The organism is Pseudomonas sp. 86_A (genome assembly GCF_017491705.1).
Classification (GTDB): domain Bacteria; phylum Pseudomonadota; class Gammaproteobacteria; order Pseudomonadales; family Pseudomonadaceae; genus Aquipseudomonas; species Aquipseudomonas koreensis.
In genome coordinates this window covers 305,584-326,575 of the sequence record NZ_JAFGYS010000003.1, presented here as the reverse complement: position 1 = coordinate 326,575, position 20,992 = coordinate 305,584, and the positions used below count along the sequence as shown (strand labels likewise).

At 60.2% G+C, this 20,992-nt stretch carries 24 protein-coding genes and 1 tRNA gene; 18 read left to right on the top strand and 7 right to left on the bottom strand.

From position 1 onward, the window contains the following. Positions 1 to 21 precede the first annotated feature (21 nt). A complete protein-coding gene (locus tag J5M57_RS07110) occupies positions 22 to 1,455 on the bottom strand; it encodes a M48 family metalloprotease (protein WP_007963277.1) in 1,434 nt (477 codons plus the stop codon). Between the two features lie 98 nt (positions 1,456 to 1,553). On the opposite strand from J5M57_RS07110, the gene J5M57_RS07105 reads away from it, so the two are divergent. Together J5M57_RS07105 and J5M57_RS07100 are read left to right on the top strand one after the other, a co-directional pair. Next, positions 1,554 to 1,793, top strand: coding sequence for a sulfurtransferase TusA family protein (locus tag J5M57_RS07105; protein ID WP_064586425.1), 240 nt, complete (start codon positions 1,554 to 1,556; stop codon positions 1,791 to 1,793). Positions 1,794 to 1,825: 32 nt separating this feature from the next. Then, positions 1,826 to 2,896, top strand: coding sequence for an AI-2E family transporter (locus J5M57_RS07100; RefSeq protein ID WP_064586426.1), 1,071 nt, complete (start codon positions 1,826 to 1,828; stop codon positions 2,894 to 2,896). A gap of 86 nt (positions 2,897 to 2,982) precedes the next feature. On the opposite strand, the gene J5M57_RS07095 is transcribed toward J5M57_RS07100, so the two are convergent. After that, positions 2,983 to 3,456, bottom strand: a complete 474-nt coding sequence (locus J5M57_RS07095) for a peroxiredoxin (protein WP_064586427.1) — start codon at positions 3,454 to 3,456, stop codon at positions 2,983 to 2,985. Between the two features lie 10 nt (positions 3,457 to 3,466). Next, complete coding sequence (locus J5M57_RS07090; protein WP_007963284.1) at positions 3,467 to 4,027, bottom strand: glycine cleavage system protein R; 561 nt, start codon at positions 4,025 to 4,027, stop codon at positions 3,467 to 3,469. A 325-nt stretch (positions 4,028 to 4,352) separates the two neighbouring features. Here J5M57_RS07090 and dapA point away from each other — a divergent pair, with 325 nt between their 5' ends. The 7 genes from dapA to J5M57_RS07055 all read left to right on the top strand — a co-directional run bounded on the left by dapA (position 4,353) and on the right by J5M57_RS07055 (position 8,980). Continuing rightward, positions 4,353 to 5,231, top strand: a complete 879-nt coding sequence (gene dapA, locus J5M57_RS07085) for a 4-hydroxy-tetrahydrodipicolinate synthase (RefSeq protein ID WP_207848283.1) — start codon at positions 4,353 to 4,355, stop codon at positions 5,229 to 5,231. 17 nt (positions 5,232 to 5,248) lie between these two features. Beyond that, complete coding sequence (bamC, locus tag J5M57_RS07080; protein WP_064586429.1) at positions 5,249 to 6,364, top strand: outer membrane protein assembly factor BamC; 1,116 nt, start codon at positions 5,249 to 5,251, stop codon at positions 6,362 to 6,364. Positions 6,365 to 6,368: 4 nt separating this feature from the next. Next, a complete protein-coding gene (locus J5M57_RS07075; RefSeq protein ID WP_169841072.1) occupies positions 6,369 to 7,130 on the top strand; it encodes an MBL fold metallo-hydrolase in 762 nt (253 codons plus the stop codon). A 28-nt stretch (positions 7,131 to 7,158) separates the two neighbouring features. Further along, positions 7,159 to 7,872, top strand: a complete 714-nt coding sequence (gene purC, locus J5M57_RS07070; RefSeq protein WP_007963288.1) for a phosphoribosylaminoimidazolesuccinocarboxamide synthase — start codon at positions 7,159 to 7,161, stop codon at positions 7,870 to 7,872. Between the two features lie 83 nt (positions 7,873 to 7,955). Further along, positions 7,956 to 8,045 (top strand) — tRNA-Ser (locus J5M57_RS07065). Between the two features lie 351 nt (positions 8,046 to 8,396). Next, a complete protein-coding gene (locus tag J5M57_RS07060; protein ID WP_207848282.1) occupies positions 8,397 to 8,651 on the top strand; it encodes a type II toxin-antitoxin system HicA family toxin in 255 nt (84 codons plus the stop codon). After that, positions 8,648 to 8,980, top strand: coding sequence for a type II toxin-antitoxin system HicB family antitoxin (locus J5M57_RS07055; RefSeq protein WP_047598089.1), 333 nt, complete (start codon positions 8,648 to 8,650; stop codon positions 8,978 to 8,980). The genes J5M57_RS07060 and J5M57_RS07055 overlap by 4 nt, the downstream gene beginning before the upstream one ends. A gap of 128 nt (positions 8,981 to 9,108) precedes the next feature. On the opposite strand, the gene J5M57_RS07050 is transcribed toward J5M57_RS07055, so the two are convergent. Then, positions 9,109 to 9,315, bottom strand: a complete 207-nt coding sequence (locus J5M57_RS07050) for a hypothetical protein (protein WP_207848281.1) — start codon at positions 9,313 to 9,315, stop codon at positions 9,109 to 9,111. A 155-nt stretch (positions 9,316 to 9,470) separates the two neighbouring features. After that, a complete protein-coding gene (locus tag J5M57_RS07045) occupies positions 9,471 to 9,662 on the bottom strand; it encodes a DUF1508 domain-containing protein (protein WP_064119674.1) in 192 nt (63 codons plus the stop codon). Positions 9,663 to 9,939: 277 nt separating this feature from the next. Between J5M57_RS07045 and J5M57_RS07040 the strand changes: the two genes are divergently transcribed. The 7 genes from J5M57_RS07040 (at position 9,940) to J5M57_RS07010 (ending at position 16,893) form a co-directional block, all read left to right on the top strand. Next, positions 9,940 to 10,905: a glycosyltransferase family 2 protein gene (locus tag J5M57_RS07040; protein ID WP_169841064.1), complete on the top strand. Its 966-nt coding sequence runs from the start codon at positions 9,940 to 9,942 to the stop codon at positions 10,903 to 10,905. Between the two features lie 3 nt (positions 10,906 to 10,908). After that, entirely contained in the window at positions 10,909 to 11,619 is a 711-nt protein-coding gene (locus J5M57_RS07035; RefSeq protein WP_169841063.1) for a class I SAM-dependent methyltransferase, read from the top strand. Beyond that, entirely contained in the window at positions 11,616 to 12,002 is a 387-nt protein-coding gene (locus J5M57_RS07030) for a GtrA family protein (protein ID WP_064586434.1), read from the top strand. Before J5M57_RS07035 ends, J5M57_RS07030 begins: the two co-directional genes overlap by 4 nt. Beyond that, positions 11,999 to 14,083 (top strand): DUF6311 domain-containing protein, encoded by a 2,085-nt coding sequence (locus J5M57_RS07025; protein WP_207848280.1) that lies wholly within the window; start codon positions 11,999 to 12,001, stop codon positions 14,081 to 14,083. The genes J5M57_RS07030 and J5M57_RS07025 overlap by 4 nt, the downstream gene beginning before the upstream one ends. A gap of 88 nt (positions 14,084 to 14,171) precedes the next feature. Then, positions 14,172 to 15,092 (top strand): LysR substrate-binding domain-containing protein, encoded by a 921-nt coding sequence (locus tag J5M57_RS07020; RefSeq protein ID WP_007963299.1) that lies wholly within the window; start codon positions 14,172 to 14,174, stop codon positions 15,090 to 15,092. A 174-nt stretch (positions 15,093 to 15,266) separates the two neighbouring features. Beyond that, on the top strand, positions 15,267 to 16,475 hold the full coding sequence (locus tag J5M57_RS07015) for a low temperature requirement protein A (RefSeq protein WP_169841061.1): 1,209 nt from the start codon (positions 15,267 to 15,269) through the stop codon (positions 16,473 to 16,475). A 52-nt stretch (positions 16,476 to 16,527) separates the two neighbouring features. Next, positions 16,528 to 16,893 carry a 5-carboxymethyl-2-hydroxymuconate Delta-isomerase gene (locus J5M57_RS07010; protein WP_207848279.1) on the top strand — a complete coding sequence of 122 codons (366 nt, stop codon included), beginning with the start codon at positions 16,528 to 16,530 and terminating at the stop codon, positions 16,891 to 16,893. Positions 16,894 to 16,896: 3 nt separating this feature from the next. On the opposite strand, the gene J5M57_RS07005 is transcribed toward J5M57_RS07010, so the two are convergent. Then, positions 16,897 to 17,832, bottom strand: a complete 936-nt coding sequence (locus J5M57_RS07005) for a LysR family transcriptional regulator (protein ID WP_064586438.1) — start codon at positions 17,830 to 17,832, stop codon at positions 16,897 to 16,899. A 200-nt stretch (positions 17,833 to 18,032) separates the two neighbouring features. Continuing rightward, complete coding sequence (locus J5M57_RS07000) at positions 18,033 to 19,214, bottom strand: cyanate transporter (protein WP_207848278.1); 1,182 nt, start codon at positions 19,212 to 19,214, stop codon at positions 18,033 to 18,035. A gap of 338 nt (positions 19,215 to 19,552) precedes the next feature. On the opposite strand from J5M57_RS07000, the gene rnd reads away from it, so the two are divergent. Next, positions 19,553 to 20,686, top strand: a complete 1,134-nt coding sequence (gene rnd / locus J5M57_RS06995; RefSeq protein WP_169841058.1) for a ribonuclease D — start codon at positions 19,553 to 19,555, stop codon at positions 20,684 to 20,686. Continuing rightward, entirely contained in the window at positions 20,683 to 20,976 is a 294-nt protein-coding gene (locus J5M57_RS06990) for a YcgL domain-containing protein (protein WP_047598109.1), read from the top strand. The genes rnd and J5M57_RS06990 overlap by 4 nt, the downstream gene beginning before the upstream one ends. Positions 20,977 to 20,992 lie beyond the last annotated feature (16 nt).

Below are 20,992 nucleotides of genomic sequence, written 5' to 3'. Positions count from 1 at the left end.
ATTTGCAACGCTGAGGAGAACTCAGCCCATCATGTCCTTGATCATGCGCTCCTGTTCCATCAGCTCGCGCTGGCGGGCATCGATGCGTGAAGACAGCGGGAAGTTGCTCCCGGCCTTGCGCTTGGCAAAGTCGAGTTGCTGGATCGCCTGACGATAATCACCTACCAGCGCGAAGTACTCGGCGCGAGCCTGGTGCAGACCAATGATATTGCCGGACAGGCCGCGAGTTTCGGCGACCTGATACCACACGTCCGGATCGTTCGGACGCGACTTGAGCAAGCTGTCGAGGGCTTTCTCCGCGTCGGCGGTGCGATTCTGTTTCAGCAACAGATCGACCCGAACCTGGTTCAGCGGGTAATTGCCCGGGTACTGCGTGAGCATCCTGTCGACCCGCGTTTGCGCATCCGGCAGGCGGTTGTTGGTGATGTCCAGATCGATCTGCGCGAGGTTATAGATGATCTCGTTAGGCGACTTGGCCAGCAGCTGTTTGAGGTTCTCCCGGGCTTCATTGAGCTGGCCGCCCTTGATCTGGGCGATTGCCAGGCCATAGCGCGCCACGTCGTTTTTCGGATTCTCGTCCAGTTGCGCGCGGAAACGCTTGGCGCCCAGCCCCGGGGTTTCTTCGTAGATCAGTTGTACGCGGGCGCGAATCAGCTGATAGCGCATGCTGTCTTCGATGCCACCGGCCGGTGCCTGCTCTGCGCGGTTGCGGGTGTCGGCGATACGCGATTCGGTGACCGGGTGAGTCAGCAGGAATTCCGGTGGCTTGGCGTCGAAGCGGTACTGGCGCATCAAACGCTCGAACATGGTCGGCATCGACCGCGGGTCGTACCCGGCCTTTTCCAGGTTGAGGATGCCGATACGGTCAGCTTCCTGTTCGTTCTGCCGCGAGAAGGTGCGTTGCGACTGAATCGCCGCGGCCTGTGTGCCGGCGATGGTCGCGATCCCGGCATCACCGCCACCGGCGGCTGCAATCACGATGCCGGCCAGCAGCGCAGCCATCATCGGCACCTGCATCCTTTGCGAGGCCTCGACGCCACGGGCAAAGTGACGCTGCGACAAGTGAGCCAGTTCGTGCGCCAGTACCGAGGCGTATTCACCTTCAGTCTGCGCATTGAGGAACAGCCCGCCGTTGACCCCGACCACCCCACCAGGCGCGGCGAAGGCGTTGAGTTGCGGGCTGTTGATCAGGATGAATTCCAGGCGCCGGTCGGTGACCTGACTGGTTTCCACCAGTTTGTAGACGCTGGACTCGACATAATCCTTGAGCTGCGGATCATTGAGCTGTGCAACCTGGCTACGCAGCATTGCCAGCCAGGCGCGGCCGAGCTGGTATTCCTGTTGCGGCGAGACAATGGCAGAACTGGCGTCGCCAAGTGACGGCAGATCGTCGGCAAAGCCCGGTGAGGCGAGCAGGCAAGCGAGCGTCAGCAGGGTAGGGCGCAGAAAAGTCATGCACAAAGCCTTAGAAGACAAAGACCTTACTGTAGCCGGACACCGGGCCTGCGACCAGATATTCTAGGCGCCTCAACCACCTGAACCGGAGTGACGCAATGACTGACGCTGTAGCCCATGACTGTGAATTGGACGCCAGTGGCCTGAATTGCCCGTTGCCGTTGCTCAAGGCCAAACTGGAGCTCAACAAGCTGCCCAGCGGCGCCGTGCTCAAGGTGATCGCCACGGATGCGGGCTCGCAGCGCGACTTCCGCACCTTTGCCCGTCTGGCCGGTCATACGCTGCTGCGCGAAGAAGACGAAGCGGGCGTTTACCGTTACTGGTTGAAAAAAGCCTGAAACCCACCGCGTAAAAGACCTAAGGATTATTGATGTTCAAAGTGTTACGCGACTGGATTCAGCGCTACTTCTCCGATGAAGAGGCGGTGGTGCTGGCGGTGCTGCTGTTCCTTGCCTTCACCGCGGTGCTCACCCTCGGCGGCATGCTCGCGCCGGTATTGGCCGGGATGGTGCTGGCGTATCTGATGCAAGGCCTGGTCGTCGCCCTTGAGCGCCTGCGAATGCCGGGTGCGGCGGCGGTGGGCCTGGTGTTTGCGCTGTTCATGGGCGTGTTGCTGGTGTTCATCGTGGTGGTCGTGCCGTTGCTCTGGCATCAGTTGATCACGCTGTTCAACGAGCTGCCGGGAATGCTCGCCAAGTGGCAGTCGTTGCTGCTGTTGCTGCCCGAACGCTATCCGCACCTGGTCTCCGACGAGCAGGTGCTGCAGGCGATCGAAGTGGCGCGTGGAGAAATCGGCAAGTTCGGGCAATGGGCGCTGACCTTTTCCCTGTCGAGTCTGCCGCTGCTGGTTAACATCATGATCTATCTGGTGCTGGTGCCGATCCTGGTGTTCTTCTTCCTCAAGGATCGGGCCATGATCGGCGAGTGGGTACGTGGCTATCTGCCCCGTGAGCGGGCGCTGATCACCCGGGTTGCGCAAGAAATGAACCGACAGATCGCCAACTACATTCGCGGCAAGGTCATCGAGATCGTGATCTGTGGCGGCGTGACTTATATCGCGTTCGTCGCCCTCGGCCTCAACTACGCGGCGCTGCTGGCGTTGCTGGTAGGTGTGTCGGTGGTCGTGCCGTACGTCGGCGCGGTGGTGGTGACCGTGCCGGTGCTCCTGATCGCGCTGTTCCAGTGGGGCTGGAGCGATCAGTTCATCTACCTGATGGCGGTCTACGGGATCATTCAGACGCTGGATGGCAACGTGCTGGTGCCGTTGCTGTTTTCCGAAGCGGTCAACCTGCACCCGGTGGCAATCATCTGCGCGGTGCTGTTGTTTGGCGGGCTGTGGGGCTTCTGGGGGGTGTTCTTTGCGATTCCATTGGCGACGCTGTTCAAGGCCGTGCTGGATGCGTGGCCGCGCAAGGAACCTGTTGTAGCTCCATTGCTATAAAAGCAAAAAGATCGCAGCCTTCGGCAGCTCCTACAGGCGATGCATTCCCAATGCAGGAGTCGCCGCAAGCTGCGATCTTTCGATCTTCAGGCTTTATTCAGGGCCTGAGCTGCAGCCAAAACGGCATCCACATGCCCCGGCACTTTCACGCCGCGCCATTCCTGACGTAGCACGCCGTCCTTGTCAATCAGGAACGTGCTGCGATCAACGCCAAGATATTCCTTGCCGTAGAGCTTCTTCAGCTTGATCACGTCGAACAGCTGGCAGACGGCTTCGTCCTTGTCGCTGATCAGCTCGAACGGAAACTCCTGCTTGCACTTGAAGTTCTCGTGGGACTTCAGGCTGTCGCGGGAGATGCCGAAGATTTCCGTGTTGGCAGCCTTGAACGCCGCGTACTGGTCACGAAAGCCCTGGCCTTCGGTGGTGCAGCCCGGGGTGCTGTCCTTCGGGTAGAAGTAGATCACCACTTGCTGACCCTTCAGGGCAGACAGGCTGACGGTTTGCCCGCTGGTGGCAGGTGCTTCGAAATCCGCAACGGGTTGGTCGATGACAACGGCCATGAGAGCTTCCTTACATTGGGTTTTGTGGGCGCCAAGGCTCGATGAGGGCATCCAGGTTCATCGCGTCGGCGAAATCCAGGAACTGGTCGCGCAGCCAACTGATCTGGGTGCCGGCCGGCAGCGTCACGGTGAATGTGGCGTTGAGCATGGTGCCGCCGGTCTGCGGGGCCTGATAGGTATCGCAGGTCAGGTTTTCCAGCTCGACGTTGTGGTCCATGAAGAACTGGCACAGCTCATTGATGATGTCCGGGCGATACGCCGAGCTGACGTAAGCCACGTACGGCAGCGCCTGCGGGCGATTTTCCAGCGCCGCACTGCGCACCACATTGACGGTAAAGGCGTGACGCTTGGCCAGAGTCGGCAGGCTGCCTTCGAGGCGGGCCAGGGCATCCCAGCTACCGGAGATCTCCAGCACCAGGGCACTGCACTCGCCGTGGCGGGTCAGGCGGGAGGTGACGACGGCGCAGCGATTTTCATGGCTGGCGCGGCACAGGACGTTAGTCAGCTCCATGGGGTTGGCGCCGAGGGCACTGATGACAAGGAATTGTTCGCGAACTGTGGGGGTGGACATGCAGCATTCCTAAAGCGATGAGCGGTCGGTAGGTCGATGGGCGTTGAACGTCGGGATGCGTCTGCGTGTGCCGATTCACAAAGCCCCGGGCCACGGCTCGCAATTCGCTCCAATAATAGTGGAGCGTGCCGCAGCGACGCTGGAACGGGACCTGGGAGGCCGAAAAGGGAGACTGGAACCCGGCGTACAAGCTGATCGGTACCGATCAAAGTCTGAAGGGTAGCGAAAACCGACGCCAAGGGGAATGGCGGCGCAGTACTTCGCTTGTGCAAGCATCTTGGCGCCAGTACCATTACCGCTCTCTTTTTCCGGCAGGAGCGTTTTCATGATTCGGGGCAGTATGGTGGCACTGGTCACACCCATGGATGCACAAGGGCGTCTTGACTGGGACAGCCTCCGAAAACTCGTGGACTTCCACCTTGAAAACGGCACCCATGCCATTGTCGCGGTCGGTACCACCGGCGAATCGGCGACGCTTGATGTAGAAGAACACATCGCCGTCATCAAAGCCGTGGTCAAGCAGGTTGCCGGGCGCATCCCGGTAATCGCCGGTACTGGCGCCAATTCGACCCGCGAAGCCGTCGAACTGACCCGCAACGCCAAGGAAGCCGGCGCCGACGCCTGCCTGCTGGTCGTGCCGTACTACAACAAGCCGACCCAGGAAGGCCTGTACCAGCACTTCAAGCACATTGCCGAAGCGGTCGACATTCCACAGATTCTCTACAACGTTCCCGGCCGCACCTCCTGCGACATGCAGGCCGAGACCGTGATTCGCCTGTCCACCGTGCCGAACATCATCGGCATCAAGGAAGCCACCGGCGACCTGAAACGCGCCAAAGCCATCATCGACGGCGTGAGCAAGGACTTCATCGTGCTGTCCGGCGATGATCCGACCGCCGTCGAACTGATCCTGCTGGGTGGCAAAGGCAACATTTCCGTGACCGCCAACGTCGCCCCGCGCGAAATGGCTGACCTGTGCGAGGCGGCGCTGAAGGGCGACGCCGAGATCGCACGGGCGATCAACGAAAAACTGATGCCGTTGCACAAGGATCTGTTCATCGAAGCCAACCCGATTCCGGTGAAATGGGCTTTGGTCGAAATGGGCCTGATGCACGAAGGCATCCGCCTGCCGTTGACCTGGCTGAGCGCTCCTTGTCATGAAACGCTTCGCACGGCCCTGCGCCAGTGCAGCGTCCTGGTTTAATTGAGGAAGTACAACGCATGAAGCGAATGGCCGGACTTTCCGCACTTGCCTTGATTATCTCCAGCACCAGTGGCTGCGGATGGGTCTGGGGCCCGGAAGGTTATTTCCGTGACCGTGGTAGCGATTACCTGGAAGCGCAACAGACTGCACCGATGCAACTGCCACCGAACGTCAGCACCTCCAAGCGTCTGGATCCGCTGTTGCCGATCCCGCGCAACGTGGCCGATGACACAGCCAAGGGCGAATACGTGGTGCCGCGTCCGCAACCGCTGACGGCGGTTGCCGATGCCAGCGACTACTCGCTGCAGAAGAGCGGTGACTCGCGTTGGGTCGTGGCCCAGCACCCACCGGCCGAAGTCTGGCCAGTGGCGGTGCAGTTCTTCCAGGACAACGGTTTCCGTCTGGATGAACAGCGCCCGCAAACCGGCGAGTTCACCACCACCTGGCAGCACTCCGACGAACTGTCCGCGGCCATGGCCAAGCGCCTGAGCGCAGCCGGCGTCGGCGCCGACAGCGAAACCCGCGTGCGGGTGCGCATCGAGCCAGGCGTGCAGCGCAACACCAGTGAAATCTACGTGGTCAGCGCCGAGCGTCCTGCCGGCAGCACTGCCGACGTCGATTTCACCAACCGCTCGGTCAACACTGGCCTGGATGCAGCACTGGTCGACGACATGCTCGCGAGCATGAGCCGGATCGCCGAGAAGGGCGGTTCGGTGTCGATGCTGGCTTCGCGCGATTTCGATACCCCAAGCCGTGTCAGCCTCAGCGAAGACGGCAGCGGCAACCCGGTACTGAACGTCGGTCCGGACCTGGATCGTGCCTGGTCGAGCGTCGGTCGTGCACTGGAGCAAGGTCAGTGGCGCGTTGAAGACATCAACCGCAGCCTGGGCCTGTACTACATCAACCTGGCCGAAAAAGCCGAGAAGAAAGACGACAAGCCTGGTTTCTTCAGCAGCCTGTTCGGCAGTGCGCCGACCAAGGAAGAAGTTGAAGCCCGCGCCGAGCGTTATCAGGTTCGCCTGAGCAAGGTCGGTGAAAACGTTCAGGTAACCGTCGAGAAGAACATCAATACCGTTGCGCCGGCCGATGTGGCCCGCAAAGTGTTGAGCGTGATTCAGGACAACCTGGGCTGATCACATGCGCTTTGCCGTTCTCGGCAGCGGTAGCCAAGGGAACGGCACGCTGATCGCCAGCGCTGATACGTACGTGCTGGTGGATTGTGGTTTTTCCCTGCGGGAAACCGAAAAACGCCTGTTGCGCCTGGGTGTGCACCCGGCGCAACTGAGCGCGATACTCGTAACCCACGAACATGCCGACCACGTGCATGGCGTGGGTTTGCTGTCTCGGCGCTACAATCTGCCGGTCTACCTCAGTCGCGGCACACTGCGCGGGATGCGCAAACCGATCGAACCCGCAGGCTTTCTGGCCGGCGGCGAGCAGTTGCAGATCGGCGCACTGAGCATCGGGGTCATTGCCGTGGCCCATGATGCGCAGGAGCCGACCCAGTACGTATTCAGTGATAACGAGCAGCGGCGCTTCGGCCTGCTGACCGACCTGGGTTCCTACTGCGAGCGGGTGCTGGACGGCTATCGGGATCTCGATGCATTGATGATCGAGTCCAACCATTGCCGCGACATGCTGGCGCGTGGTCATTACCCCTACTTTCTCAAGCAGCGGGTGGGCGGCGAGCTGGGACATTTGAACAACCATCAGGCGGCATTCCTGGTGGCCGAGTTGGGGTGGCAGGGCCTGCAGCATCTGGTTCTCGCCCACCTGAGCAGCAAGAACAACCTGCCGCAGCTGGCCCGGCAATGTTTCGTCGACACCCTCGGGTGCGACCCGGACTGGCTGCAACTGGCCGATCAAGATTCAGGGCTCGACTGGCGCCATATCGCCTAGCCCATCTACTTAGCAAGCGGAGCCCATCATGGAAAAACGTGAAGAACTCTACCGCGGCAAAGCCAAATCGGTTTACAAGACCGACGACGCTGACCGCTTGATCCTGCTGTTTCGCAACGACACCTCGGCGTTCGACGGCAAGCGCATCGAGCAGCTCGACCGCAAAGGCATGGTGAACAACAAGTTCAACGCCTTCATCATGCAGAAACTCGAAGCGGCCGGCATTCCGACCCAATTCGACAAACTGCTGGGCGACAACGAGTGCCTGGTGAAGAAGCTGGACATGATCCCGGTCGAGTGCGTCGTGCGTAACTACGCCGCCGGCAGCCTGGTCAAGCGTCTGGGCGTCGAAGAGGGCATGAAGCTCAACCCGTACACCTTCGAGCTGTTCCTGAAGGACGACGCCAAGGGCGACCCGTTCATCAACGAATCCCACGTCGTGGCGTTCGGCTGGGGCACCGCCGAGCAACTGGCGCGCATGAAAGAACTGTCGCTCAAGGTCAACGAAGTCCTGAGCAAACTGTTCGACGACGCCGGCCTGCTGCTGGTGGACTTCAAGCTTGAATTCGGTGTGTTCAGCGACGGCTCCATCGTCCTGGGCGACGAGTTCAGCCCGGACGGCTGCCGTCTGTGGGACAAGGACACCAAGAAGAAGATGGACAAGGACCGCTTCCGCCAGGGCCTCGGTGACGTCATCGAAGCCTACGAAGAAGTCGCCAATCGTCTGGGTGTACCGCTTTAATCGACGCAAGCATCTGATAGCACGGAGAAATTTTCGAAAGAGGGTTTGCTTTCGGTAAAAGTGTTGTTATGATGCGCGCCGTTGGAGAGATGCCAGAGTGGCCGAATGGGACGGATTCGAAATCCGTTGTACCTTCACCGGTACCTAGGGTTCGAATCCCTATCTCTCCGCCATACATAGAAAAAGCCCCGTAGCTGAGAAGCTGCGGGGCTTTTTTGTTTCTGCTGTGTTTGAGCAATCAGCAAATCCTTTCGCTTGAACCCGAGGTTGAAAAGTCGACAACTGGAAAATAAGTCGATTGATGCCGGTTCATACGTAAGTCTCGGAGTCTGCCTACAGCTCTGTTTCAAATCACTCCTTATCCTGACTTGCGTCGCCCGATCCACACTGGAATCAGGACAAGAAGACGCTGCTTTTCAATTCTGAAAGCGGCTCCTTCCGCTTGTTCACAAGGGGCGCTTCACGGGTCAGCGATATGAATCGCAGTTGCCAATTTTTCCTGCGCGGTATCATGGTGTAATACTATGAACAACAAACAGCTCGGTACGCTCGCAGCTATATTTTCACGACCCACACCCTCTACATTGGAATGGGCGCGCATCGAGTCTCTTTTCAACGCGGCCGGAGCAAAAACCGTGGAAGGCCATGGTTCGCGAGTTCGATTTGAATTGAGAGGTGTGGTCGCCACGTTCCACCGACCTCACCCAGATAAAGAAGCAAAGCCCTATCAGGTTCGTGATGCTCGGGCTTTTCTTGAACAAGCAGGAGTTACTCCATGAACGTGATGAATTACAACGGGTATGCCGCCCGAATTGAATATAGCGATGAAGACGGTCTTTTTGTTGGCCATATCGCAGGGATCAAGGATGTTGTAGGTTTTCACGGCGAATCTGTAAAAGAGCTTCGATCAGCTTTTGAAGAGGCTGTTACCGACTATTTGGAGACCTGCGCCAAACTGGGTCGGGCCCCGCAAAAGCCTTATTCGGGCAATCTCAGTCTGCGCTTGGCGCCAGCTCTTCATGCGACTGTCGCCGTAAAAGCGCAATTGGCTCAAAAAAGCATTAATCAGTGGGTTGCGGATGTTCTTGACCGAGAGGCCCACGCCTAACTTAATTCTTGAGTGGGGCAGCGACGTCTTATGCACGTCGTTCTTGATCAGAGCAAAAAGCCCCGTAGCTGAGAAGCTGCGGGGCTTTTATGTTTCTGCGGGGTTTATCGAACACCCGCTTCAGTCACTCACGGCTGCGAGTGCCCCAGTTTCTGTTTGATCAGGTCATACACTTCCTTGTGCGTCGAGTTGCGCAGCGTGTTGTCCTTGCAAGCCGTGGTCAGGAAGGTTCTCACTTCATCCTTGGCGTGCGGGTAGAGGCTGACGACGTAGTCGGCTTCGTGCGTTTGGGTGCAGTTGAAGTGCTCGTCGTCTTTCGCTTTGTCTCTCGCCATGGTGCAGCTCCTTTTTTGGGGGGAATGTTATGTGGCGCAACAGGGGCTGAATGGCCCCGTACGCTGAACAGCGTAGGGGCGCAAAAGTGCTTCGCCAGTGGTGCAGGCAAAAAAGGAAGAGGCTGTAGGAAACCGCGCTATAGCGACTGGCGGGGTCAGATTTCCTTCACTGGCGTTTCGCCCTGCACCGCTTTGATCAACTCGATCACATGCAAACAATCCGCCTTGTTCACATACGACTCGCCACTGGCGATCGTTTCATGGTTACCCGCCCTCAGCCTCCAGCGCCATTGGCCTTTGCCGGTGCTCGGGGTGCCTCGGGATTGGCGGTAGATCTCGAAATACATTCAGTTCGCTCCTTGCGATGGTGTTTGCGACAACCTGTGTGGCGCATCGACGCAAGCCTAGCGGAGCGAGTTTTTTTCGCTATCGGGCATTTGTTTCCAATCGTTGGCAGATGTTTCCCAAGACGTGCGGGCTAGAGCGCACGCATTGGCGTCTGGATTGGCCAAAATGTCGCCATTTGCGCCTTGCAAGGCCTTCCACGCTACTGCTTAATACGGGACGGCTCATGGCGTCGAAAATGTTTCGACGACCGACAAACACTATAAAAAGAGCATTCCCTTGACTGAGCATGGAACGGCACAGGCCACACGGGTCACGTTATCGCTGGTTGTCCCGGTTTTTAACGAGGAGGACAGTCTCGATGCGTTCATCCTGCGCATCGATGAAGTCTTCCAGCACCAGACCTCGATTGCTCTGGAGCTGGTGTTCATCAATGACGGCAGTACCGATGCCACGCTTGAGCGGTTGCTGGAGCGTCAGCGGCAGGACTCGCGTTTGCGCATCGTCGACCTGAGTCGCAACTTCGGTAAGGAGGCGGCGCTGTCTGCGGGTTTGCAGATCGCCACCGGGCAGATCGTCGTCCCCATCGACGCCGACCTGCAGGACCCGCCCGAAGTCATCCTGCACATGATCGAGCGTTGGCGCGAGGGCTACGAAGTGGTGCTCGGCCATCGCATCAGCCGTCGCAGCGACACCTGGGCCAAGCAGACTTCGGCCCACTGGTTCTACCGCCTGCACAACAAGATCGCCGAGCAACCGCTGCCGGAAAACGTCGGTGATTTTCGCCTGATGGACCGTTGTGTAGTCGATGCCTTGCTGACTCTGCCCGAGTCCCGGCGCTTCATGAAGGGCCTGTTCGCCTGGGTCGGGTTTCGTACAACCCACGTTGATTACGAGCGGCCTGAACGTGTGGCCGGGGAGAGCAAGTTCAACGGCTGGCGGCTGTGGAATTTCGCCCTGGAAGGCATCACCAGTTTCAGCACCGAACCACTGCGCATCTGGACTTACATCGGGGCGATGGTCTCGCTGGTCTCTTTTGCCTTTGCCATTTTTATCGTCGTGCGCACGCTGATCCACGGTGTCGACATGCCCGGTTATGCCTCGCTGATGGTGGCCGTGACGTTTCTCGGCGGCCTGCAGTTGATCGGCATCGGCGTGCTCGGCGAGTACCTAGGCCGCACGTATATCGAATCCAAACGCCGACCGGTTTTTCTGGTGCGTCGCGTCTACGACCCCAAGGACTGAAACATGGATCTCAAGGAAACCGACATTCTCGGCGACAGCATCGGCGAGCATTGGTATTACTGCTCCAAGGCCGCTGCGACTCGTCGTCTGCTCGGTGATGCACCGATCACACGGATTCTCGACGTGGGCGCCGGCTCGGGATTTTTTTCCCACCATCTACTGACCCAGACCGCTGCGCAGGAAGCGTGGTGCGTCGACATCAGCTACCCCGCCGATTCGGACGCCACTACCGCCGGCAAACCGGTGCATTACCGCCGTGATATCGAGGCCATCGATGCGGATCTGGTGCTGCTCATGGACGTGCTGGAGCATGTCGACGACGACCTCGGCCTGCTCAAGGCTTACGTCGATAAAGTGCCGTCCGGCAGTCGTTTTCTGATGACGGTGCCGGCGTTCCAGTTCCTCTGGAGCGGGCACGATGATTTCCTCGAACACAAGCGCCGCTACACCCTGCCGCAGTTTGAAACCCTGGCCCGTGATGCCGGTTTGACCGTGCAGCGCGGTGCCTACTATTTCGGTGCGGTGTTTCCGATTGCGGCAGCGTTGCGTCTGCTGCCCAAAGGGCCACAGGCCGCCGCGCCGCAGTCTCAGCTCAAGCGCCATCATCCGCTGGTCAACGGCGTGCTCAAGACTCTCTGCAGCCTTGAACTGCCGCTGATGGGCATGAATCGCCTGGCCGGTCTGAGCGTGTTTGTGCTGGCGCGCAAACCGTGACCTCAGCCGACAGATCGGCGTTGATTCAGCGCGGTTTGCGCTTTGCCGTGACCGGTTTGTTCGTCACCGCCCTGCATGCGCTGATAGCGGTGCTGTTCATCAACTTCGTGACCCCGCAGCCGCCCTTGGCCAACGGTGTGGCATTTGCCGTGGCGACGGTGGTGTCCTACGTGATCAACACCACCTGGAGTTTTTCCGCCCGGCTGCATGGCAGAACGTTGGCGCGCTTCATGCTGGTGTCCTTCGGCGGTTTTTTGCTGGCGATGTTCGTCGCGTGGGCGGCGCAGCTCGCCGGACTGCACTATTTGCTGGGCATCGGCGCCGTGGCGCTGATCATTCCGGCGTTTACCTTTGTGCTGCATAACTTCTGGACGTATCGATGACGGGTTCGAACAAGCATCCGGCCTTGGCGCTGTTGCCAATCCTGTTGGGCGCGCTGGCGTTTTTTCTGGTGATTGGCCCGCGTGCCCTCGACCCGCAAAACATTGCCTGGCTCAAGGACGGTGATCCGGCGACGCATTACCTGGGATGGGTATTCTTTCGCCATTCACCCTGGACCTTTCCCCTCGGGCTGAACCCGTCCTACGGGATGGAACTGGGCAGCTCGATCATTTTTTCCGACTCCAACCCGCTGCTGGCGCTGCTGTTCAAACCGTTCAGCGCGTGGCTGCCGGAGCCGTTTCAGTATTTCGGAATGTGGTTGTTGCTGTGTTTCGTTCTGCAGGCCTGGTTTGGCTGGAAGCTGCTCGGCCTGATCACCGACAACCCCGTGTTGCGCCTGCTCGGCGCCGGGCTCCTGGTGTTTTCGCCGCCGATGTTTCTGCGTACCGGCGGGCATCTTTCGCTGGTCGGGCACTTCCTGATTCTCGCGGCGTTGTATCTGGCATTGCATCCGGCATTGCAGCGCCGACGTCTGGCGTGGGGTGCATTGCTCGCCGTGACGGCGCTGGTTCACGCTTACCTGTTGGGCATGGTGGCGCTGATCTGGGTGGCGGATCTGTTCGGCAAATTGTGGGCTGGCAAGCTCAGTCGCCGTCAGGTCCTGATCGAGCTGGGCGGTTTGTTCGCGCTGGTGAGCGTGTGTTGCTGGCAGGCGGGTTATTTCAGTATTACCGATGGCGCGGCGGGCGGCGGTTTCGGTTTTTATCGAATGAACCTGCTGTCTCTGGTGGATGCAGACGGCTGGTCGTTTATCTTGCCGGGCATCCCCAAGGGTGCCGGCGATTACGAAGGCTTCAACTACCTGGGGCTGGGTGTCCTGTTGCTGGTGCCATTGGCGGCAATCGCCTGGTACAGAAGTGGTATCTCGTTGAAGGCGTTGTTGTGCAGCCGCCCGTTCCTGTTGTTGGCGTTCATCGGATTGACGCTGTTCGCCCTGTCGAATCAGATCGGTTTCGGCCTGCAGACATTCGGCTATCCGCTGCCAAAATTCGCCCTGCGTGTGGCGAGTATTTTTCGTGCTTCAGGACGCATGTTCTGGCCGGTGTTTTACGCCATCGTGATTTTGCTCACTTATTTGGTGGTGCGCGGTTATCGGCCGCGTATCGCCATAGGCCTGCTGGCGCTGGCGCTGGTGGTGCAAGTCAGCGATACCCGGATTGCCTGGGCCGGCTTGAAAGCCGCGAAAATGGTCCCGGAAGCTGCCGCCTGGGTCAGCCCGATGCGTGATCCGTTCTGGGACAGTGCAGCGGCGCATTACAAGAGCATCCGTGCCGTGACACCGAAAAATCAGCCGGATCAGTGGCAGGCAATCGCCGATTTCGCCGCCACCCACGGGCTGAAAACCGACGCGGCTTACCTGGGGCGTACAAGCCCCAAAGCGCTGGACAAGCTGCTGCGCACCACGCAAAACCAGCTCGCCAGCGGGCAGTACGATACCGATTCGCTGTACATCCTCGATGACGACGCGCTGGACCAGGCGGTGAAGAGCGTTCACAGCGATACCGATCTGTTGACCCGAGTCGACGACTTTGTCGTCTTGGCGCCGGGCTGGAAACGCTGTGATCAATGCCTGACGATGGTCGACCAGGGCCGGAAGATGTCGACGATTCCTTTGAGCCAGCCGGGGCTGGTGCAGACGTTCAATCGCAGCACTCGACAATTGGTCAAGGGCTGGTCCCTGCCGGAAGCCTGGGGTACGTGGAGTGAAGGGCAGGACGCGGAACTGTTGCTGCGCGTCGCTCCCGGCGCGCGTGCGATCGTGATCGATGCCCTGGCGTTTGCCATGCCGCCGAACCTCAGTCAGCGGGTGATCGTCAGCATCAATGGCGTGGAGGCATATTCGTCGCGTCTGACCCAGGTGCAGGGCAATCGGCTGGACATTCCGCTCAGTGCGGCGCAGGCCGCCGAAGAGTATCTGCATGTCCGTCTGCACCTGCCTGATGCCGTCAGCCCGAAACAACTCGGGTTCAATGACGATGCGCGTGTCATGGGGCTGGGCTTGAAAACCCTGACGGTGCAGTGAAATTGTCGAACAAACGGCCAATCGTCTGATAGACGCCAGTCCCCAGGACTTCATACACTGCCGGCAGTCTGGGGATCGGGGGCAATGGATGAATCGAAATGAACTACGCAAGGCCGACATCAACCTGATGGTGGTGTTCGAAACCTTGATGCTCGAACGCAACGTGACCCGGGCGGCGGAGAAGCTGTTTCTCGGCCAGCCGACCATCAGCTCGGCGCTCAATCGCTTGCGCGCGATGTTCAATGATCCGCTGTTCATCCGCGTCGGCCATCGCATGGAGCCAACCGCCCGCGCCGAAGAGCTGTTCAAATACCTGTCGCCGGCCCTCGACTCGTTGTCGGTGGCCCTGAGCCTGACCCACGATTTCGACCCGGCCGTGAGCAACATGACGTTTCGCATAGGCCTGTCTGATGACGTCGAATTCGGCCTGTTGCCACCGCTGTTACGGGCGCTGCGCCAAGAGGCTCCGAGCGTGGTGTTCGTGGTGCAGCACGTCGATTACTGGCGAATCCCTGATCTGCTGGCCGCCGGCGACATCACCGTCGGCATCAGCCAGACCCGAGGTTTACCGGCCAATGCCAAGCGCAAACTGCTGCGGCATATTCAGCCGAGCATCCTGCGCGCCGACGCCTCGGATTCACCGCTGACCCTCGACGAATATTGCTCACGACCGCACGTGCTGGTGTCCCATACCGCCAACATCAGCGGTTACGCCGATGAATGGCTGGCGGAAATTGGCCGCACCCGTCATGTGGTGCTGTCGGTGCCGCAATACAGCGCATTGCCGGCGTTGCTCGCGGGCACCGACCTGATCGCCAGCCTGCCGGACTACACCGCCGAAGCCATGGCCGCTTCTGGCCGGCTGTTCAAGGAACCGTTCCCGTTCAAGACCCCGATGCTGGATCTGTCGATGGTCTGGCTCAGCCATGTCGACAGCGATCCGGCCGAGCGCTGGCTGCGTTCGCGGCTGGAGGCGTTCATGAGTGAACGGCCACTGACCGCGCCCTGATGCCCAACACCAATCTCCTGTAGGAGTGAGCCTGCTCGCGATGAGGTGTGTCAGCCGACATTGATGTTGTCTGACACGACGCCATCGCGAGCAGGCTCACTCCTACAAGGGTGTTGCGTTCGTCTGCTCCGCCTGCTTTGCTCAATGGCAATGACCCCGGCGGAGACCTGTCCGATGAGCATTTCCCGTTCGTTGCTGCGTGGGCGCGGCAGTCTCGACAGTGGCAAGGTTGGCATGGTCGAGCTGTTTTTCGACCTGGTGTTCGTGTTCGCCGTGACCCAGTTATCGCATTCGCTGCTCGCACATTTGTCGGTTCTGGGCGCCGTGCAGGTGGCTTTGCTGATGGTCGCGGTGTGGTGGGTGTGGATCTTCACCTCGTGGATCACCAACTGGCTCGACCCGGAAAAACTGCCGATCCGCCTGGGCTTGTTCGGGTTGATGATCGCCGGCCTGTTGTTGTCGTCATCGATCCCCAAGGCTTTCACCGAGCGCGGGCTGATGTTTGCCTCGGCGTTCGTGTTCATGCAGGTCGGGCGCACGCTGTTCGCGATCTGGGCGGTGCGCGGCGAATCGCTGAGCATGACCCGCAATTTCCAGCGCATCCTGGCGTGGCTGATGTTCTCCGGAGTGTTCTGGATCGCCGGGGCATTTCTCGACGGGCAGCAGCGACTGTGGTGTTGGGCGCTGGCGCTGTTGATCGAGCTGGTGTCACCTTCGCTGTATTTCTGGGTGCCGGGGCTGGGGCGTTCGTCGTTGAGCGACTGGAACGTCGAAGGCAATCACATGGCCGAGCGCTGCGCATTGTTCGTGATCATCGCCCTCGGGGAATCGTTGTTGGTCACCGGGGCGACGTTCGCCGAGCTGACACTGAGCGTGACCGCGGTCATCGCCTTTCTGGTGGCGGTGCTGGGCAGCATCGGTATGTGGTGGGTGTATTTCGACAGCGGTGCCGAGCGTGCGCATCACCGCATTGCGCATTCGAGCGATCCCGGGCGGCAGGCGCGGATTGCCTACACCTACCTGCACGTGCTGATCGTCGCCGGGGTGATTGTCAGCGCAGTAGCCGACGAACTGGTGCTGGTGCACCCGGATCACGCCACCGATGCCGGCATTCTGGTGATCGTGGGCGGACCCTGGCTGTTCCTGTTGGGCAATGCGCTGTTCAAGTGGGTCATGTCCGACCGACCGCTGCCGCCGCTGTCGCATGTGGCGGGGCTGGTGTTGCTCACACTGGCGCTGCCATTGGCGTTGAATCACTGGTTTTCGGCGCTGATGCTCGGGGCGCTGACCACGGCGATCGTGGTGCTGGTGGCGCTCTGGGAAACCTTGTCTGTGCGTCAGACGTTAACCTCGACAGCGTCAGAAAAACCCGCAGGAGAGTAGGCCGATGCTGTGGTATACGTACGACTTTTCTGCCGACTGACTGGAGCACCCCATGCCACACCTGCACATGGAATACACCGCCAACCTGCCGCAGTTGAACGCCGACGTGGCGTTGATCCGGCTCAACAATACCCTGGTGGGTTCCGGTCAGTTCGCGGCGGAGTTCGACATCAAGAGCCGGGCGGTGAAGGTCGAGACCTTCAAGGTCGGTACCGGGATGGGCGAGCGCGGCTTTGTCCACGTGAAGCTGGCGCTGCTCAGCGGTCGTTCGCCACAGATCAAGAAGCAGCTCTCGGAGAGCCTGCTGACGGTATTGCAGGATCTGTGCGAGTGGCCGGCCGGGGTTGAAGTGCAGTTGTGCGTGGAGTTGCTCGATATCGACCGCGACTCCTACACCAAGACCGCCATCGGCGTGTAGGATTCAGGCGGCTGCCAGCTCACTGCACACCTTGATCACCTGTTCGCGCAGCCAGAGGTTGGCGCTGTCCTGATCGGCGGCCTGGCTCCACTGCATATCGAGGGTGAACCCCGGCAAGCCGTTCGGCGCTTCACAGTGGTTGAACACCGCATCGTTGGTCAGCAGACGCTGGATGCGCCGGGGCAGGGTGAGGATGAAGTCGGTGCCAGTGATCATTTTCAGCGCCGCGCTGTAGCTGTTGGAGCGCGCGACGATCTGCCGTTTCTGCGCCTGACGCGCCAGCCAGCCGTCGACCATGTTGGTGGTGGAGGTCCACGGGGTCGGGAACACGTGCCGCCGTTCGGTGAAGGCCTGCAGACTCAGGCGCGGTTCCAGCGGCGTGGCGCGCTTGTCGAAGACACAGACCAGGTCGTCCTCCAGCAGCATCCGCGACTTGAGGTCGGTGTGGCTGCGGTGGAAGTTGGGGCCGAAACAGATCACCAGGTCGAGGCTGCCGTCGCGCAGTTCGTCGGCGGGGACGTCGGTCTCGAACTTGTGCATGTTGACCATCACCGGCAAATCGTCGAAGTCAAACCGCTTCAACAGACGCGGCAACACCAGTTGCTCGAAATATTCCGGGGCGCAGATATTGAAGGTCACGGCTTGTTGGGTCGGATCGAACGTCGGGGCGCCGGCGTGGCACAGGTTGATGCTTTCGAGGATTTTCTGCACGTGGCCGTACATGGTGCCGGCCTTGTAGGTGGGGCGCATGCCTGTGCGGGTGTTGATGAACAGTTCGTCTTCGAAGCTGGTGCGCAATTTTTTCAGGCAGTAACTGACGGTGGACTGGCTGACGCACAACGTCTCGGAGACGTCCGTGACGCTGCTTTGCTCATACACGGCGATAAATACCATGAGGTCCTGCATGTCGAGCTTTCGAAGCAAGTTACTGTTCAGCATCCGTTCCGTCTCGCTGTGCTCCTTGCGCTGAATCCGCGCAAACGTGTGCGCATGATCGTAGCGGAACGATGGTGCCAGGACAAAGCCCTGTAGGACGATTCAATGTCGGTTGTGGGACAGAAACTTTTAGCAACACGACGTCGCGAAATAAACCGGACAAAGATGGCAAGAGGCCTCTAGCCCGGCGATGACATTTGGGTTCAGCGAATGTAGCGGGCGTACTGCCGTGGGTCGAAGCGCAACACCATCAACAACATCACGACCATTACTGCCATCAGCGACCACCAGGCCCATTCGAAGCTGCCGAGGCGGTCGCGGAGGATGCCCGCCAGCAGCGGCGAAAGCCCGGCGATCAAATAGCCGATGCCTTGCACGAAGGCGGTCAGGCTTCCGGCACGCTGTGGGTTGTCGAGGTGATCGAGCGAGACGATCAGGCTCATCGGGAACAGCCCGCCAATGCCCAGCCCCAGCAGGCATGGCCACAGCAGGCTCAGGTGTTGTGGGCTGAGGATCAGTCCGCAGAAACCGCCAATGATCATCAACAGCAACGTTGCCAGAATCACCCGACGATCACGGCTGCGGTTGGCGATGGCCGGCGTCAGCAACCCGGAAATCACCTCCATGGCCGTCAGAAAACCCAACAGCAGGCCGGCGTGCTGTTCGCTCCAGCCTTGTTCCACGTAGTACGGCGCCAGCCAGGCGAGTACACAGGTGTAGGACGCCGTGCCCAAGCCGAAGAAGATGGCGAGCAGCCAGGCGCGGGAATTGCCGAAGAATGATGGTTTTCCTGCCGGCGTGTTCGGTTTGGATGACGCGGCCGGTTGTGTCCACCAGACCAGCAACGCGAGCACGGCCAGCCCCGCCCAGATTGCCAGCCCGATGCGCCAGCTACCGGTCTGCACCCCCACCAATGGCGCAAACGAGGCGGCCAGCGCGGCGCCACCCATGATCGAGGTCACATACAAACCCATGCACAGCGCCACGTTGTCGGGGAAGCGTGACTTGATCAGCACCGGCATCAACGCCTGAATCAGGGCGATGCCCATCCCGGCCAACACCGCGCTGCCAATCAATTGCGCCGCCGAATCGAGCCACAGCCGCGACAGCGTGGCCAACCCGATAATCAACAGCGACAGGATCACCGTGCGCTGCTCGCCCAGCCGCCGACTGATGCCAAGGCCGAAAAACATCGCCAGCCCCATGGCCATCACCGGCAGCATGGTCAGCAGCGAAGCCAGGCTGAAACTCAACGGAATGTCAGCGCGTATGGCCGACAGCAAGGGGCCGACGGCGGCCATGGCCGGGCGCAGATTGAGCGCGACGAGCATGATGCCGAGCATCAGCCAGACAGCGGGGCGAGCGGGGGCGCGAACGTTTTCCATCAGCAGACTCTGGATTGCGGAGGCTGCCGATTAGGCGGCGCAGCGCAAGTATCGGCAAATCAGATTTCCCCAGTGCTATTTAAAAACTAAATAACACTCTCCCCTGTGTAGGAGCTGCCGCAGGCTGCGATCTTTTGATCTTGTTTTTAAAAACCAACGTCAAAAGATCGCAGCCTTCGGCAGGTCCCACACAGGACACCCGGATTAATCTTGCCAATCTCGCTGTAAGACTATTCTTTCTCTCAGGCAGGACATTTCGTTACAGCTCTGGCCCAGCGCAGGCGCGTAAAACGCCGGCGGCGATATATACTGCGCGCCATTCTTCAAGGGAGAGCCGTGTGGCCATCGATATTCACTGGATTCGCGACAACGAAAGCCTCGCGCAGTTTTGCGCCGAGTGGCAGCAGCTGCCGTTCGTTGCCCTCGACACCGAATTCATGCGGGTCGACACCTTCTACCCGATTGCCGGCCTGTTGCAGGTTGGCGACGGCAAGCGCGCCTACCTGATCGACCCGCTGACCATCGACGCCTGGCAACCGCTGGCAGCGTTGCTGGAAGACCCGGCGGTGCTCAAAGTCCTGCACGCCTGCAGCGAAGACCTCGAAGTGCTGCTGCGCCTGACCGGCAGCCTGCCGGCGCCACTGTTCGACACGCAACTGGCGGCGGCCTACCTGAACCTTGGGTTCTCGATGGGCTATTCGCGGCTGGTGCAGGAAGTGCTGGGCATTGAACTGCCCAAGGGCGAAACCCGTTCCGACTGGTTGCAGCGCCCGCTGTCCGACACGCAGATCAGCTACGCCGCTGAAGATGCGGTGCATCTGGCGGAGGTTTTCGTCCAGCTGCGGCCGAAACTGTCCGACGATAAGTTCGCCTGGGTGCTGGAGGACGGCGCCGAACTGGTCGCTAACCTGCGCCGCGAGACCGACCCGTACGAGGTCTATCGCGAGGCCAAACTGGCGTGGAAACTGTCCCGCGCGCAACTCGCGGTATTACGTGAGCTGTGCGCCTGGCGCGAGCGAGAAGCCCGCGCACGCAATCTGCCGCGCAACCGCATCGTCCGTGAGCATTCACTGTGGCCGCTGGCCCGCACCCAACCGGACAACCTCGCCGCGCTGGGCAAGATCGAAGACATGCACCCGCGTACCGTGCGTCAGGACGGCCAATTTCTGCTTGATCTGATCAAGCGCTCTGGCAGTGTGGGGCCTGATCAATGGCCGCCGGCGGTGCCGGAGCCTCTGCCGGTCGAAGCCGCCGCGCTGATCAAACAACTGCGCGCCCTCGGCCAGGTCGAGGCCGAACGCCTGGGCATCGCCCCGGAACTGATGCTGCGCAAGAAAACCCTCGAAGCCCTGGTCAAAAGCGGCTTCCCCGAGGGTCCTTATCAATTGCCTGAGTCGCTGCGTGGCTGGCGCCGCGAACTCATGGGCCAGAAGCTGCTCGACAGCCTGGCCACCGCCGGAGAACAGCCTTGAAACGTATTTGCTCCATTTACCAAAGCTCCAAGCGAAGCGGGATGTACCTTTATGTGCTCAAGAGCGATGCTCTGGAGCGCGTGCCCGAACCACTGATGCTGGCGTTCGGCAAGCCGAAACACTCCTTCGATCTGGTCCTCTCGCCCGAGCGCAAGCTGGCCAGCGAGGACATCGTTGTGGTCTTGGAAAACCTCGACAAGCAGGGCTATCACCTGCAGATGCCGCCGGCCGAGGACGAGTACATCGAACACTTGCCCGAAGAGTTGCTGCGACGCAACGACCCGGTCTGATCTGCGAGGCCCTGTT